General features: G+C 57.6%; 12 protein-coding genes, 1 tRNA gene and 2 pseudogenes. 7 read left to right on the plus strand and 8 right to left on the minus strand.

Annotated features, from left to right (window positions below; translation table 11 throughout):
• Positions 1–43 precede the first annotated feature (43 nt).
• Positions 44–199, plus strand: a pseudogene (locus AC0X69_RS15125) (IS5/IS1182 family transposase); the annotation flags it as partial.
• A gap of 337 nt (positions 200–536) precedes the next feature.
• Here AC0X69_RS15125 and AC0X69_RS15130 read toward each other — a convergent pair.
• The 3 genes from AC0X69_RS15130 to AC0X69_RS15140 form a co-directional block, all read right to left on the minus strand.
• The gene (locus AC0X69_RS15130) at positions 537–2,690 is read right to left on the minus strand and encodes a hypothetical protein (protein WP_482608607.1); all 2,154 of its coding nucleotides are present in this window, start codon (positions 2,688–2,690) and stop codon (positions 537–539) included.
• 222 nt (positions 2,691–2,912) lie between these two features.
• Positions 2,913–4,829: a TIR domain-containing protein gene (locus AC0X69_RS15135; protein ID WP_482608608.1), complete on the minus strand. Its 1,917-nt coding sequence runs from the start codon at positions 4,827–4,829 to the stop codon at positions 2,913–2,915.
• A gap of 233 nt (positions 4,830–5,062) precedes the next feature.
• Entirely contained in the window at positions 5,063–6,640 is a 1,578-nt protein-coding gene (locus tag AC0X69_RS15140; protein ID WP_482608609.1) for a CBASS cGAMP-activated phospholipase, read from the minus strand.
• 267 nt (positions 6,641–6,907) lie between these two features.
• On the opposite strand from AC0X69_RS15140, the gene AC0X69_RS15145 reads away from it, so the two are divergent.
• From AC0X69_RS15145 to AC0X69_RS15160, 4 genes and pseudogenes are all read left to right on the plus strand, one after another.
• Positions 6,908–7,267: a hypothetical protein gene (locus AC0X69_RS15145; RefSeq protein ID WP_482608610.1), complete on the plus strand. Its 360-nt coding sequence runs from the start codon at positions 6,908–6,910 to the stop codon at positions 7,265–7,267.
• A 22-nt stretch (positions 7,268–7,289) separates the two neighbouring features.
• Positions 7,290–7,526 (plus strand): annotated as a pseudogene (locus AC0X69_RS15150) (transposase); the annotation flags it as partial.
• 641 nt (positions 7,527–8,167) lie between these two features.
• Positions 8,168–8,308, plus strand: a complete 141-nt coding sequence (locus AC0X69_RS15155; RefSeq protein ID WP_482608611.1) for a hypothetical protein — start codon at positions 8,168–8,170, stop codon at positions 8,306–8,308.
• 106 nt (positions 8,309–8,414) lie between these two features.
• Positions 8,415–9,761 (plus strand): IS1380 family transposase, encoded by a 1,347-nt coding sequence (locus AC0X69_RS15160; RefSeq protein ID WP_482608612.1) that lies wholly within the window; start codon positions 8,415–8,417, stop codon positions 9,759–9,761.
• Between the two features lie 422 nt (positions 9,762–10,183).
• On the opposite strand, the gene AC0X69_RS15165 is transcribed toward AC0X69_RS15160, so the two are convergent.
• From AC0X69_RS15165 to galE, 5 genes are all read right to left on the minus strand, one after another.
• Positions 10,184–11,095 (minus strand): hypothetical protein, encoded by a 912-nt coding sequence (locus tag AC0X69_RS15165; RefSeq protein WP_482608613.1) that lies wholly within the window; start codon positions 11,093–11,095, stop codon positions 10,184–10,186.
• A gap of 529 nt (positions 11,096–11,624) precedes the next feature.
• Positions 11,625–11,701: transfer RNA gene (locus AC0X69_RS15170), tRNA-Arg, on the minus strand.
• A 72-nt stretch (positions 11,702–11,773) separates the two neighbouring features.
• Entirely contained in the window at positions 11,774–12,241 is a 468-nt protein-coding gene (locus tag AC0X69_RS15175) for an SRPBCC family protein (RefSeq protein ID WP_482608614.1), read from the minus strand.
• Complete coding sequence (locus tag AC0X69_RS15180; protein WP_482608615.1) at positions 12,216–12,572, minus strand: ArsR/SmtB family transcription factor; 357 nt, start codon at positions 12,570–12,572, stop codon at positions 12,216–12,218. The genes AC0X69_RS15175 and AC0X69_RS15180 overlap by 26 nt, the downstream gene beginning before the upstream one ends.
• 79 nt (positions 12,573–12,651) lie before the next feature.
• Entirely contained in the window at positions 12,652–13,641 is a 990-nt protein-coding gene (gene galE, locus AC0X69_RS15185) for a UDP-glucose 4-epimerase GalE (protein ID WP_482608616.1), read from the minus strand.
• A 213-nt stretch (positions 13,642–13,854) separates the two neighbouring features.
• Here galE and galU point away from each other — a divergent pair, with 213 nt between their 5' ends.
• A complete protein-coding gene (gene galU, locus AC0X69_RS15190; RefSeq protein ID WP_482608617.1) occupies positions 13,855–14,739 on the plus strand; it encodes a UTP--glucose-1-phosphate uridylyltransferase GalU in 885 nt (294 codons plus the stop codon).
• 165 nt (positions 14,740–14,904) lie between these two features.
• The gene (locus AC0X69_RS15195) at positions 14,905–16,122 is read left to right on the plus strand and encodes a beta-ketoacyl-[acyl-carrier-protein] synthase family protein (protein WP_482608618.1); all 1,218 of its coding nucleotides are present in this window, start codon (positions 14,905–14,907) and stop codon (positions 16,120–16,122) included.
• The last annotated feature ends 16 nt before the right edge of the window (positions 16,123–16,138 follow it).

Raw genomic sequence — 16,138 nt, forward strand, 5'->3', positions numbered from 1 at the left:
AAAACCGCAATCAACGCCAGGCGGCCCCCCGCGGAGGCATACCGCCGTCGAACATGTGTTCGCGCATCAGAAGGGGCTGATGGGCCTGTTCGTGCGAACAATCGGCCTGGCGCGGGCGCGGCTCAAGATCGGGCTCACCAATCTCGCCTACAACATGCGCCGCTTCGTCTGGCTGCGCGAGAGAGGGGCGTCTGCGTAGCAAAATTAGCAGCAAAGACGGCGCCGCTCACCGGGCGACGCCGCTTTCGAAGGCCATGAACCGATTCTCCCCGGAAGGATGGTCTCGAGCCGCCTCACACCCAACAGCCAGTCACGAAAAGCCCAGTTATTGGAGGTGTCCACGTTGCAACTGCCCGATGGCGCACCCAGCCCGTCATCGTGAATAAAGCCCAAAAACTCTAACTTCGGGCGGTCCGATGTTTGGGAGCAGAGCATAGGGCCCGAAAACTCTAACTTCGGGCGATCCAATGTTGGGGAGCAGAGCATATGCATCGCGAAGCTCTCGTGATAGCGGTCCAACGTGGGGGGCAGGTTTACTATTCCTCCAACTTCCGTGGATAGGGCCAAGCGCCGTCTTGTTCTCTATTAGTTATACAACGCGGCTCTACAACCAGGCATTCAAGGAGCCGATGCAGGCATAGCGCGAAAACTCTGTTGAAGTCGCCGTGATCTGCCCAAATATACTGATCGTCTCGTTCACGCGATGCTTCAAGCACATGGGGGCGGCTAGATTCAGGTACGGCGCGCGATTTGAAAAAGTCACTTAGTTCTTTTTTGTTGACAGAACTACATACTACGAGGAGTCGATGAGCGGGTAATGCTTTCAATGCTACGTCAAGCTCCCACTGCATATTGGTCGTGATCTCTTCAACCCAATCAAACACGGCAAAGTCAGCGGTTTCAATCTCAAGAATTACCTGACGCTGCCACGAATGAAGGAAAGCGTTCGGCTTAAGAGTCCAATTAATCTCCGAAAATACAGGAAACCAATCCCCTTTCATACTCTCACGCCACTCTCCATAGCCTTCGTCCGTCTGATCCAACGAATAGTCTTGTAGAGAGACAACTTGCCCGTATTTGCCGCATGTCGCCATGATACACAATTTGTGCCCATAGCCGTAGATCCGTGAATTGCGGCGTAGAACGAGGAACCTGAAATTCCAATCCAACCACCATTTGCACCCAAGCAGGCCCGTGCGGACTATTGCTTGGCATGCGTAAGTAACGAACCAAAAAATCGCATACATTACGGAAAGCATAACCAGACCGTCAAATTTATCGCCACGGGACAAAATATAGATCGGCCAAAAGAAATAGATCGACATAACCAGCGCGATTGTTGTTGCGCCGACCCAAATCTGCGCCTCGAGCTTCCAAGGGATTAGTCGACGGCTAGTTTCAAGCGAGCTTGGCACGCGAAGGGTCGACCTAGAGATTGAAGCGCGTCTTAGGGGTCCCAACCGATCGGGAAGTAACTGGCTGAGCGCCGCAAAGGCAAAGAAGACCGCCAACGGAATGCCGCGATCGACGAATGCCAACAATGCGCACGCAAAAATCTCAAGCTGGAAAACTCGATCCTCCCAAATCGAATTGCCACTACGCACATCCAATCGATTTGATTCGACATTCTGGGCTCGGCGAGCGCGCATGTCGGATGGGAGAATGAGCAGATATCGGGGATCGACCCACTTGTATCCCTGGGGCCGCGTACCGGCTACGTTTAAGGCTCGATAACGCGAGGAGGGAAGACTGGTAAACGCTTTAACTTCTGCCGCTAAAATTTCGTCCTCAGTATCAATCACAATCAGATCAGCCCCCTCTCCGAAAGCTGTCAATGCGTCTGCAAGGAAGAAGCGGTCGAGGACTAGGGTATGATTACTTCCACACAGCGGTAGCTTTCGTTTTTCTGCCTTATCGTCGCGAATTAAATGTACGAGATGGCCGAACCTAGAATACAGAAGTTCAGCTGCCACCTTACCGATCCATGTAGGGGCGGTATCCGATACCAGGATTGTCCGAAATGATGCCATTGACCAAATTTTGTGGACCTTCGCTGTGATTAGCCAAATCAACCAAAATATCGCAGTCGCCAGTCCGAAAACGACGATTCCTACGGGCGGTCCAAGAAATGCGATCGAAATCACAGCGCTGACCGAAAAAAGCTCATCAGGCAGTAAGAGCCAACCAAGCGCCAAAAATACAAGTCCGAAAATAAAGAGCGCGTCCAAAGATCCCCCCGGGCTGAATACGGACACTGCGTGTGGAAGCGGTACTATCGCAACGCTCGTGACCGCGATCGCAGCGCTGAGGGGTAAAATACTCTCGTGTGGTAATACGACGACAAAATGAAGCGGAAATCGGCTTCCACATTCTTGTGACAATTCGCTCACCATGGCGCGAAGGTCGTCTGCCATTCCTTTTCTTGCATCATCTTTTCCAGAAAATGAAACCTGCAACAGCCTGGCGATCTGGCCGCTGAAAGCACTCCGCCTTGCCAGCGATTCTGCCGAGCGCAATCGCTGTAACATTTCTTCTTCATTGTGTTCTCCGCGCGCCTCACCCCTCGCCAGGAGCAAAGCGTGCTCAAGCTCCAGACGAAGGCGCAGCCGTCGTGGATAAAAGTGCGTGCCGGTGGCATAACGTTCAAATGCCATTCCCGCGCTGGAGATCAAAAACGCTGCAGCAATCATTGGCCATCCCCATAACCAAAGGGTGGGCGCGCAATACATATATAGTGCTCCAACAAGACAGGAGGACAAAATTAGCGTGGGGATTTGAAATGTCATGAGTTGTTCTTTAGGTGTTCAGCGCTTGGGACGAGATTCAACTGCAAAAATAACTTCTTCACTCACAAGACTCGTCGCCGCACTTGCATTGAAGCGGTCGATCCAGCCTAATCTTGTCCTATGGCCCTATACTTTTCCATCTGGGCACACCGCATAAGCAGCGCTAACTCCTTTTACGGTGAGACTTAGGATTTCATGCACGTCTTGGGATCTTGAGAGACGGTCATTCTCCTCGCGCGACAACCCGTTGCTCTTGGAAAGGCCCTCAAGCCCACATTGCGAAAAAGTCTCTACGATGCATTCAGGAGAGAAGCTAAGTTCAGTTCTATTAGCTGACGCAATTAGCGACTCGTGCGCACGACGAACGTTAGCGTCTGCTGCCGCTCCGACTTCTCGACTTGAAGAAAGGACTCGCTCAGCTCCTTTCGAGCCTGGATCGGCGATGGCATCATACACGGCGCTCGCGGCTCCTCCAAAACCTCCAATTATATATAGAGGTCGCTTGGCTCGCATCGTTTCGTAGGCTTCCTCTACGACACCAGGATAGAGCCCTCCGAACGTGAGTAATCCCCCTCCGAGTAGAATACGCGCACGGCATCGGCTAGCCAGTTCCGCTCGCATCACACTTAGAGCAAAGGCTGACAGGGCTCGTCCCTCAGCAGACTTGGAAGCAGGGGAAGAATATAAGCTTTGATCCAACGGCAGCGGACAGCCCATCACATGAACTTCGGCAAAGGCTCGGCAGGCCTTAAGGGTTTCCGAATCTAAGGTCGTCTCCGGATTAAGCGAAAAGGGAACTACCATCGCTACATGATCTTGGGGAGGGCGGGTTACCGCCTGATAAGCTTGCACAATCCATTTTAACTGCGCTCCTAATCCGTCGGGATTAAGGTTGCCCCCCCAGACGACCTTGGAACCCAGCAAGATCAACTGTAGCGCAACATCGAAAGCCAGGTTCTCTTGATGTTTAGCCATCAACCCCATCTGTGCCCAGTCATCCGCTCTAGAAACTGACATCCCAACGTTCATTCCCAATAGCGGCTCTGGTCTCATGCTGTTCGCCGGATTCCATGCGGGGCCAAGAGCATTCGAAGCATGAAGCGCATGCCATTCAATCAGGCTCAAAAATCTCTTCCCCTGAAATGATCGATGAAGGACGCCTAATTCATCTGACTTGAGCGGAGGATCTGGATAAACGAATAAACTCGACGATTTGTGACCGCTATCATTGCTTCCCTTAGAAGCCTCCGATTTCGCCTTCGAAAGCTTGTTATCCAGCAAGTCCGGCGGATTGATGCCAAACGTCGGAAAATTCTGCGCGTTTTGGTTGAGAGACTCAAAAATCTCCCTCAAATGATATGCCCTGATCAGTTCCAGCAACATCTGGCTTGCGATAAACGCCGGATTTCTTTTCCATCGAACGATTGGCATATTTCCTAAAAACGGAAATACTCTCGAACGTTTCTTAGACAAGGCATCCAAGACCAGCATCGGGCGTTGCCGTTGACGAGCTTCGATGATTTCGAGTTGGCACCACGGACTGTCGAGTAACCCGTCCGTCCAGATCGCGAGCACCATCGACTGTTCGAGCGCGTCTTCGATAGACTCTTTGACGCGATGCCCGTGAGGGAGGTCGTGCATATCGAAAAAACATGAAAGCTGGGTGTGCTCATAAAGATATTGTCGGATTGTCTTTGCGATCCTTTCCCCATCTGACTTCGCGTGGCATAGGAAGATTTTCGGCAGCTCCCGCACGAGAAGCCTAAGAATTGATGTGTAAACTGACTCAAATATCTTCTCATCTTCTGCCAACTTAAAAGGATTTTCCGCAACCACATGATTGACATCACAAAACTCTCGAGCCACGCGCGCGGCATCGGCATGGATCGAAACAGGCAGAATCAGGTCTCTTCCGCGCTTCGCACTATGGGCCATGGCATTGATGCAAGGCTCCCAGTGAGACCTCCGTTCGAACAGGCGCTGGTCTACTAGAACCACGACCAAATTCCTCGTTGCATGATTCAAAGGAATCTGCGCGGGCACGTGGGCGTTTCCGCTTGCCGACTCGTTGGTCCAAAGGCGGACCGGCACGCGTGCCGCTCGCTCACCACTGCACAGCTGGTCGTAAAGCCGCTGGACAAAAAGCGCTATCTGATCCCCTTCAACCAAGGAGCCATCTGGTCTGAGGACTTGTTCACAGACAATATGTACAGCCAGCGGCCATTGCTTTATGCCTTTTGACGACCAATGGCCTGACGATAGATTTCGTTCTTTTGTCACAGCTTTTCTAACCGCCAGTCAGGCGCGTGGAAGCCATCTAGGAACCGGGAACGCACGGCTATGAACGAATTCTGCCCAACATTGGAACCCCGCAGCGCCATATCGTCTATAGCGCTAGCATCATCCAACTTGATCTCACTAGGCGTCTCTTGATTGATACGGAGGTGACGCGCGGGGCTTAGTAAGCTATCTGCGATCATTGCTGCGGCATGTTCCTGCGCCGCGAAAAACAAGTCCGCACTGGTAGGAGCCCATCCGGCCTTCCCTTTACCAAGCGTCTCGCTAAAATCTTGTTCATTTCCCATGGTGCCCACGCTTAGGACGTCAATTCGATCCAGAGGAATATTGAGATGCCGTACTGCTTCGGCAATGGCAGGCAATACGGGATTGTTCGCCCAGATTCCACCATCCAGATAGCGTTCTACTGCGATAGCACCGTCGACGATTGCTTCATCGAAATAAGTGGGTGCCGCAGAAGAAGCCAAAGCCGCGTCTACCGCGGTTATAGAGGCAAACGCTGTACGATTACGTGAGTGCGCGGTAACTATAGCCTCAGCTTCGCCGTGATTAGCTCTGACCGTGGGGATCACTAATCTACAGCAAGAATCTTCAGACAGCTTTCTTGTCTTAAGAATAGATTCAAGTGTTTCACGCAAAGTCCGCGACTCATGTTTGGACCTAAGCCAGTGGCGGAGCTTGCGATTTTTAGGAAATATTTTTGGTCCCTCATCTATGTAAAATTTGAGCATTTCAGCCGGCTTATATCCAAGGCCAAGACCGATAGCTAATATCGCGCCAGTCGATGTCCCAGCAACTAAGTCAAAATGTTTCACCAAGTCATTGCCGCCACCGCTCTTTATCATGTCGTCCCATTTGGCAAGAACCGCAGCCGTAAAAGTTCCTCTCAATCCTCCGCCATCAAGAGCCAAAATGCGAAAGAGGCGTCCTCTTGGGATGGTTTCTCGAACCAACGGCAGTAATATTATCTGTGACACAATATGCTCTACAATTTCTTCTATGTTAGTATTCTGAGATAAAGCCCTATTCTGCGCAGGCGAAAGTCCGTTTCGTAGCCTGGAAAAAATTTCATCGTGATCCTTTGCATAACCAGCAATAGCACCGCCAAAGCCGCCCACAACAAACCCGGGTTTTCCACGACGGAGTGCCTCCTCCAACTCTTCGGGCACGCCAGCGAGCGCCTTACCAATTTCGTAGTGCCTGCCTCCGATTGCTACCACTACATCGCAGCGCTCTCCCATCCACTCCCTCAGCGGCACCAGGCTTCGCCTTGTTACAGGATCATCCGAATCCGGGACGTCCGGAATTACGTGAACCGCAGCATAATCTCGCTGCAATTCCATTTCCGCCAACTGCTCGGGCGTTCTTGCGTACGTTTGAGCACGGACAAGCGTGAGAGCGTCTCTAGCTCCGCCGCTTCGAACAAAGGATCTAGCAGCGACTTCCAACGGCTCTAGAAAAGTCCGATGGCTTCCGTGAATTAGAGTTCCACCTTCTCGCAACACAGCTGCGAGAAACTTTCTAACGAAAAGAGTGATTGCATCACCCTGCTCCATGCTGCAATCGTCTGGAACGGAGCCGGAAAGGTGAACTCGTACGCCCTCCAAGGGAAGTCGGTGTGCCATGCCAAGCCCTATTCTGTGGTTTGGAGCGTCCGCTATCGACTGTCTCCTTTTGAATGCGACGTTAGTCCTTATTCACCTTCTGAGCGAGCTAGACCCTATGATTGCTGGGCCTGAGGGTGGCCCGTCATCCGATATGCAACGGTACGAGGGTTGAGCCGGCTGCCCGGCAGAGAGCCTCATGCATAGGAGACGGGCCGAATGGATCATACCCGATTTGTTGGCTTGGATATTCACAAAGAACGGATCTCGATTGCGGTGGCGGAGAGCGGTCGCTCTGGGGCGGTGCAATACCTTGGCGAGATCGCCAATGATCCTCACGCAATCAGCAAGTTATGCAACCGTCTCAGGCTTCCCGGAAAGCCGCTGATTTTTTGTTATGAGGCCGGACCATGCGGTTATGGTGTTCATCACCAACTCACTAGCCTCGGCCATCGCTGCGACGTGGTGGCGCCGTCGCTGATTCCAGTGAAGTCTGGCAATCGGGTGAAGACAGATCGTCGTGACGAGCGACTTCACACGCTTCTCGAACCCACGCGAGTCTCATGGCCTATTTTCTGAGGTTCGAGAGCGGGCTGTTCGAATGGTGCACGAGCATCGCGACGAATACGGCTCGGAATGGGAGACGATTTCGTCGATCGCCTCGAAATTCGGCTGCACGGGCGAGAGTTTACGTCGCTGGGTCCGGCAGACGGAGCGTGACGCGGGGGACCGCGCCGGGCTGACGACGGACGAGCGGGCTCGGTTGAAGGCGCTGGAGCGTGAGAACCGCGAGCTTCGGCAAGCCAGTGAGATTTTACGCAAGGCCTCCGCTTATTTTGCCCAGGCGGAGTCTCCTGCGGCGCCAGGATTATGAGATTGATCGAAGGCATCGCCGCCGCGCCGCTTTCGGGCCTGCTTCGGGATAGTCCCCACTGCTATAACTCCGAGTCGACGACCGGTGATGAAGGTGCAGTCTGATTGCGCTGCTCTCTAACTGGGGAAAACTTCGCTGTGGCTTTGCGTTGCATGCGCTCGACTTTGCCCGCGAGTCTCCTCGCCCGCTTGGGAGCCCTGCCCACGGCCGCGAGCACTAACGCGCGGGTGTTCATCGAGAACGTCTGGCAGTATCTACGTCAGAACTGGCTCTCCAACCGCGTCTTCGAGAACTATGGCGCTATCATCAACGCCGCCTGCGAGGCACGGCGAATGCTCACCGATCAAAATTGCTTAAATCGGAATGCGCGACTGGGCGCATATCGGTCAGGCGTTATGACCGTTGGAATAACTGGCCGGCAAGTCAGAGCTCAGGAATTAGCGCGCTGCGCTGACCGTATGGCGTCGCTCGACCGTTAGCCCGTGGGATGCCACCAGCCGACGCCTGGCGCGTAAATTGAGGTTAACGCTGCGTGTGCGCAGACGCACTTCGGGCGTCGCCCGCACTTGCTACTACGCTTCCATCGAACCAGGATGGAGGGGATCATGTCGACTTACTTTGATTGGGAAGTCGCTCAGGAGTCGGCGCGCAGGCAGCTTCGCGTGTCGATTTTAATGGTAGCCGCCATGGCGACCGCAGCGTTCGTGATCGGCTTTGTGATGCCTGTTAACCCATCTTATTCGTGACGGTGCGGTTCGAAGGCTGGCGAGCGTAGCATAGGTGGCTGAAACGGCGTAGGATTCGGTTGCTGACACCAACCCGTTCCGCTTCGACCTCACAGCCACGCCCGCCATGACGGACGATACGTTTCCCGCCTTCTCCTTTCCAGCCGTCCAAGGCAAGAAAGTCACAGCCGCTTTCGACGGTGGACGCATCTCCTCGGACGGCGGCGTCATGCTGCTCGCCATGGCGGAGCGGCGGCTCGGCGTCGCTGAACGGCTGGCGCGCTGCTTTCCCGATCGTCGCGACCCTTCGCGAATCACCCATACGCTCGCCGATATGATTCGCGCCCGCATCTTCGCGATCGGCTGCGGCTATGAGGATGCCGACGATCTCGATTTTCTGCGCTCCGATCCGGCGTTCAAGCTCGCCTGCGGGCGCCTGCCTGACACGGGCCGCGATCTCGCCTCGCAGCCGACGCTGTCGCGGCTCGAGAATGCGCCCGCCCTGCGCGACGTGATCCGTCTCACCTACGCGCTCGTCGACCAATGGATGGCCTCCTACGACGACCCGCCGCCCTCGGTCACGCTCGACATCGACGACACATGCGACATCGCGCATGGCCACCAGCAATTGTCGCTGTTCAACGCCCATTACGACGAGCGCTGCTTTCTGCCGATCCATGTCTACGACACGCAGAAGAGCCGCCCCGTCGCCATGATCCTGCGCCCGGGCAAGACCCCGTCCGGCGTCGAGGTGAGAGCGCACCTGCGCCGGCTCGTGCGGCATATTCGCAAGTCTTGGCCGGCGACCCGCATCCTGTTTCGCGGCGACGGACATTATGCGCGGCAAGAGGCGATGGCCTGGTGTGAAGATCATGGCGTCGATTATGTCTTCGGCCTTCCCGGAACCAAGCCGCTGTCCAAGAAGGTGGACGCGACGGCGGACGCCGTCCGTGTCGAGCGTGCCCTCGACGACAAGGACGTCGTGCGCGGCTATGCCGAGACGCGCCACCGCGCCAAATCCTGGGACAGGGAGCGCCGCGGGATCGCCCGCATCGAAGCGACGCGGATCGGCCTCGACATCCGCTTCATCGTCACCAATCTCGCGCATGGCGCGCCGCAATGGCTCTACGACAGCCTCTATTGCGCGCGCGGACAGGCGGAGAACCTCATCAAGCTTCACAAGACGCAGCTTTGCTCGGATCGAACCTCATGCCGCTCGGCGCTCGCCAATCAGGTTCGCCTCGTCCTGCACACCGCCGCCTATTGGCTGATGCTCGGCGTGCGCGACGCGATCCCGAGCCCGCGCGATCTGGCGAAAGCCGAGTTCTCGACGCTGCGCCTGCGGTTGTTGAAAATCGCAGCGCGCGTGATCGAGACCGCGAGCCGCGTGCGCCTCGCCTTTGCCGCCGCTTGTCCCGACGCCGATCTCTTCTGCTCCTTGCCGGCGGCGCTGCTCATGCCCGGAGGGCCGTGAACGACGGGGCGGCGTGCCCCGCTCGTCTCTCCTCTCCCTCTAACGTGTTCCAGAAAGTGCGGTCCTCGAAGGGGTGAAAAACCCCAACGCCGCCGCGCGGCCATGCCGCCCGACATCACGACGACTGCCGAAAGTCGCGCCGTCACGAATAAGATGGGTTAATTCCGCGCACCGGGCGACGCCGACGGCGGCTAACGGCGTTTTTGCTGGTCGCCTGATAACGGTGTCGGAATAATCGGCACCACTCAGCGAGTGGCGGAACTTGCCTTTCAGGCGGCTACCGGCGGCTCGATCAGCGCCGGGTCGTCACCGCCGATGCCGGAGCGCCCTGCGTCAAATGGGAAAAGCTGTCCTCGCATGAAGCCTTTGCGCGCCCCCAGCGGAATCCATGACAAATCATCCTTGCAAACACCTATTCCCCGTTAGCGGGTGCCGGCCTGTTTGCAGTATTTTGAGGCTGGAGATAGAGCGTCCCACTCGTTAATCTTCGCCGCGAAACGATCATTCCGAGCAGATCTCTTAACCTCTTCGATATACTTGCGATACGCTTGATCGCAATCAGTCCGAGCCCAGCCGGCCAGCTCTGACACACGATCCTCAAGGCTGCTTAATAAAGTTCCGCGCGATATTTCAGCTTGTTTTGCCACTGCGCATTGGAGGATGTCTTGCAGATACCAAGCTTGGTCCAATCGGAATTTAGCAAGCTTTTGTTCGAACTCCTTTCTTTGTTCGCCTAGTGCCGTTAGTTGCCGACACTCATCGATCTTGCGCAATTTCTTAATGCTTACTCCGGCAAGGAACTGACAGTGGGACAGGAGCTGCAAGACGTCGCTCGCATTGTCACGATTAACACCGGTTCTGTCGAAAGCATCAGGGTTAACGCACTCGGGGTTTTCACGACTGATACTGTCGCGCTTAAATTGCGCCAGCCTGCCGGCAGGGCTGTCTACATAAAATTGTAAACGGGCTCTCAGATAGGCTTCGTTGTCAAGCCATTTAGCTTCGAGCCCATCGAATTCCGCCAGAATTCCGAGGATATCTGTATTTTGTCTGCTTTCTTCCATCGCCTCAATCACACGCTTGCTTCGCCAAAATCTCGGATAAACAAATTCATTTAGAGATTTTTGGACATCCAAAATATTCGCAATATCCTGCTCTTTCTTCCGGGATAGGTCTTGGTAAAACCATTGCCCGAACTGAAAAACCGCCGTCACAATGGCGGTAAACAGCGCTACACCCACACCGCCCTTGACCCAAACAGATTTATCTTTCAACTCCGCCAACTCGTGATGCGTTGGCGCGGGCTGAGGATCGTGAGATTCCTTTTCGGGCATAGACTTGCGCTCCGATTTTCCGCATTAGCCCCGCCGAAACTGACGGAGTCGCAGCAAAAACGCTCCGCAAAGAGCCCCGAACAAAGCGGTCTTAAACCCCTGCTCTCCTCCCATAATTCTAAGTTCATGCTGAAAAGATAGATCGTCGCGGCGTCACGTCTACTGCTCCGCCACAGCGAATCCGTGTCACGCTAACTTCCCGCTGTGCCAGATACGGCGGCCAGTCGGCACCAGATGCACGTCGCGCGAGCCGCTCGCCGAACAGAGGAATCGGCGCGACCACGCCAATTGCGATGAAAGGCGTCTCGGGCGGCGCGCGCATCGCATCGATCCTGCTATGATTCGCGCAGCCCAGCCCCGTGCACCAAACCCATGCGCCAGCGACGCCCTCTCAGCGCGAAGATCGGCGCTGGTCGGCGGGGGTAGGGCGCTGCATGATGTGGATATCAAATCGCCCTTTTTGGATCTTCCCACAGGCTTCCCAATGCTGTCCGCTGGGAAGATCGCTTTCAATAAATCTTTGATTTTATGGCGGTCCCGAAGGGATTCGAACCCATGACCTTCGGTTTAGGAAACCGCTGCTCTATCCTGCTGAGCTACGGGACCGTGCGCGCCTTCTTTAGCACGGCGCGGATCATAAAAAAATTCCATCGTGCGCACGCCGGAGGACGTCCCGCGTCAGGCGATTCTTTGCGCGGCTTCCTCGAGCTGGGTGATGCATGTGCCCCAGCCGTCAAAAAATCCAAGCTCTTCGTGGCGCCGGCGCTCGGCGTCGTCCCTATGCATCACCCGCGCGACGTAACGCGTGCCGGCCCCCTCGTCGGCCATGGTCAGGACCGCCGTAAAGGCGAGCCAGGGCGAGGCGGGACGCCAGCCGCCGCGCAGCATCGGCGTGAAGACGATGCGTTCCTGCGGCGTAATATCGAGGAAGCAGCCTGGATTGTCGCTTTCGCCGCCATCCGGTCCGCGCATGAAGGTGTGAAACGCCCCGCCGGGATAAAAATCGAAGGCGCGAACGTCCGTCGTCCAGGGCCGCGTGCACCACCATTCCTTCAGCAGCGCCGGATCCGCCCAGGCGCGCCAGACGCGCGCGCGGGGAACATTCAGGAAACGGGAAATCTCAAGATCGAGGCTTTGATCGTTCATCCTTTTCCTCGCTTTTCTCCAGGAACGCGTCCAGCCGGTCGAAGCGCGCTTCCCATTCCGCGCGTTGACGCGCCAGCCACGCCTGCACGGCGTCAAACCGCTTCGGCTGGATGCGGCAGGTGCGCACGCGTCCGATCTTGCGGCTCGTCACCAGGCCGCTCTGCTCCAGAGTCTGCAAATGCTGCATGACCGCAGGGAGTGACATTTTGAGCGGCTTCGCCAATTCGCTGACATTCGCCGGCCCGCGCGCCAGGCGCTCGATCATCGCGCGCCGCGTGGGGTCGGCGAGCGCGGAGAACATGAGATCGAGGCGCTCCGAACGCTTAGGCATTTGCTTAACTATCATCGCGCGGCGGCGAAGACAATGAAAACTTCACCCATCGCTTAAGTTCTGGGAATTCGGACCTCTATCAGCCGCTGCGCGCCATCAGATGCTTTTCCCATTCGAGCGCCTGGCGAACGATGTCGTCGAGGTTGTCGTATTGCGGCGTCCAGCCGAGCGTGCGGCGGACTCGCTCATTGGCCGCGACGATCGCCGCCGGGTCGCCGGGCCGTCGCGGCGCCATTTCGACGGCGAAATCGACGCCCGAGACGCGCTTCACAGACTCGATCACTTCGAGAACGGAAAAGCCGCGCTCATAGCCGCAGTTCGCCGTGAGATTGGCGCCGCCTTCGCGCAGGTAATGCAATGCGTCGAGATGCGCGCGCGAAAGGTCGGTGACCTGGATATAGTCGCGCACGCATGTGCCGTCCGGCGTCGGGTAATCATGTCCGAAAACCTGCAGTTCCGGGCGCAGGCCGAGCGCCGCCTGCACGGCCACCTTGATGAGATGCGTGGCGTTGGGAGACGACTGTCCCGAACGTCCTTTCGGATCGGCGCCGGCGACGTTGAAATAACGCAGCGCGACATAGGCGAGGCCATGCGCGCGCGCCGTATCCTCGAGCATCCACTCAACCATGAGTTTCGATCGCCCATAAGGCGAAACCGGCTTCAGCGGCTCGTCTTCGGTCACCGGATTATGCAGCGGATCGCCGTAGACGGCGGCGGTCGAGGAAAAGATGAATCGCTTCACGCCGCGCGCCACCGACGTTGCGAGCAGCGTGCGCGCTTTGGCCGTATTGTTGAGGTAATAGCCAAGCGGATCGGCGACGGAGTCGGGGACCACGATCTTTGCGGCGAAATGGATGATCTCATCGACGTTGTGGCGCGCGATCAAATCCGAAACGAGACTCTCGTCGCCGAAATCGCCGACGACGAGCGGCGCCCCATCGGGGACCGACCAGCGGAAACCCGTCGAAAGATCATCGAGCACGACGGGAGAAGGCTCGCCGGCGTCGAGCAGTTCGAGAACCGTATGACTGCCGATGTAGCCGGCGCCGCCCGTAACCAGAACCGTCATGCAGCAATCTTCCTCTCATATGTTCGGCGCCCAACGCCGTCATTTGCCTAAACGCCCGGCATCCTTTGCGTCCGCCGCCGTGACCTCTACGAAAAGGCCAAATCGTGCTAAACGCCGCGGTTTCAAGACGCCGTTCGCCGGTCCTCGGGGAGTCGCTTCCTGATCGAATCGCCGCTATGACCCCTCCGCCGTCAACTCTCAACGGGCTTCTCCATGAACAAACGCATTCGCAAGGCTGTTTTCCCTGTCGCTGGCCTCGGCACGCGGTTCCTGCCGGCGACCAAGGCCGTGCCCAAGGAGATGCTCACTGTCGTCGATCGGCCTGTCGTGCAGCATGTCGTCGATGAAGCGCGAGAGGCGGGAATCGAACATTTCGTTTTCGTCACAGGGCGGGGCAAGGCGGCCATCGAAGACCACTTCGATATGGCCTATGAACTCGAAGACACGCTCCGTCGCCGCAACAAGTCAAAGGAATATGAAGCTCTGATGTCGGACCTGCCGGCCGCCGGCGCGACGAGCTTCACGCGCCAGCAGGCACCGCTTGGCCTCGGCCATGCTGTGTGGTGCGCGCGCGACATCATCGGCGACGAGCCTTTCGCGGTGCTGTTGCCCGACATGATCACGCTTCCCGCTCCGGGCAAGACCGCGCGCTGTCTCGCGGAGGCGGTCGCGGCTTACGAAAAGCATGGCGGCAACATCATCGCGGTCGAGGAAGTGAAGCCGGAAGAAACGCATCAATATGGCATCGTCGCGCGCGGCAAGGATTACGGCGCGACGTTCGAAATCACCGGCATGGTGGAGAAACCGCCGCAGGGAACGGCGCCGAGCAATTTCATTATTTCGGGCCGCTATATACTCGAGCCGGAAATCTTCGCGATGCTCGAAAAGCATGAGAAGGGCGCCGGCGGCGAGATCCAGCTCACCGACGCCATGATTCATCTCGCCAGGACGCGGCCCTTCCACGCCGTGCGCTTCGACGGCCGCACTTATGACACAGGCTCCAAGCTTGGGTTTCTCGCGGCCAATGTGGCGTTCGGGCTGGCTAGGCCAGACGTCGCCGATGGTTTGCGCGCCGAGCTGAATAAGCTGCTCGGCTAAAAACAAGTAGCGAGGAAAGACAGTCGCTTGCGCGCGCCCCCCGAGAGCGCCGGGTTCATCCGCCTCGGCTGTTTGACGCCGGCGCGCGCGCATCATTAACCTGGAATGGGTTTTCAGATCAGCGCGCGGCTGCGCGTGATTGAAACAAAGAGGGATTGAACGCAGATGCCGCAACCAAACGCCGCGCGCAGAATCGTCATTACCGGAATGGGCGCGGTCTCGGCCGCCGGCGTCGGCGCGGCGGCCCTGTGGCAGGCGGCGCGCGACGGCGTCTCTTGCGTGCGGCCCGTGAAACTACAGCGCCCCTTTACCGGACGAATCGGAATCGCGGCGCAGGTCCCCGATTTCGATCCTGCAGCCTATCTCGAAGCCGAGTTGCTTCCCTACTGCGATCCCTTTACGCAATTCTCCATCGTCGCCGCCGACGAAGCGCTCGCGCAGGCCGGCTTCGAGCGCAAGCAGGTCGGCGGGCCGCGCACGGCGGTCATCATCGGCACCGGCATCGGCGGCGCCTCGACGATCGATAACAACGCCTATCAGGAATATAAGCTCGACGGCCGTCCGGACACGCTGACCGTGCCGCGTCTCATCCCGAGCGCCGCGCCGACGACTCTCGGCATGCGCTACGGCGCCAAGGGGCCGACCTTCGCGCTCGCCTCCGCCTGCTCCTCGGCGACTCAGGCGATCGGCGAAGCCTTTGAAATGTTGCGCGCCGGCCGCGCCGACCGCGCCATCGCCGGCGGCGCCGAAGCCTGCGTGATCAACGGTTCGATTCGCTCCTGGGAGGCGCTGCGCGTTCTGACGCCCGATCTCTGCCGGCCCTTCTCGCAGAAGCGCAACGGGATGACGCTCGGCGAAGGCGCCGCAGTCTTCATTCTGGAGACGCTGGAAGGCGCGCAAGCGCGCGGCGCGACGCCGCTCTGCGAACTCGCCGGCTATGGCACGACGAGCGACGCCTTCGATCCGCTGCGCGCCGACGTCGAAGGCCCGTCCCGCTGCATGCGGCTTGCGCTCGAAAGCGCGGGACTGGAGCCTGGCGACGTCGATTATCTCAACGCCCATGGCACGGCCACCTACGCCAACGACATCACCGAATCGCAGGCCATGCGCGCCGTCTTCGGCGACAAGCCGCCGCCGGTTTCCTCCACGAAGCCCGTGCACGGCCATGCGCTGGGCGCGAGCGGCGGGCTGGAGCTCGTTGTGACGATCTCCGCGCTACGCGATCAGATCGCGCCGCCGACGATCAATTTTCTCGAGCCCGATCCCAAATGCGAAGTCGACGCCATTCCCAATGTCGCGCGCCAAATGCCGATTCGCGTCGCGCTGTCGAATTCCTTCGCCTTTGGCGGCATCAACGCGACGCTCGCCGTGCGCACGCTGTGACTCGGCCCGCAACACC

The organism is Methylocystis sp. Uni0008 (assembly GCF_056838045.1).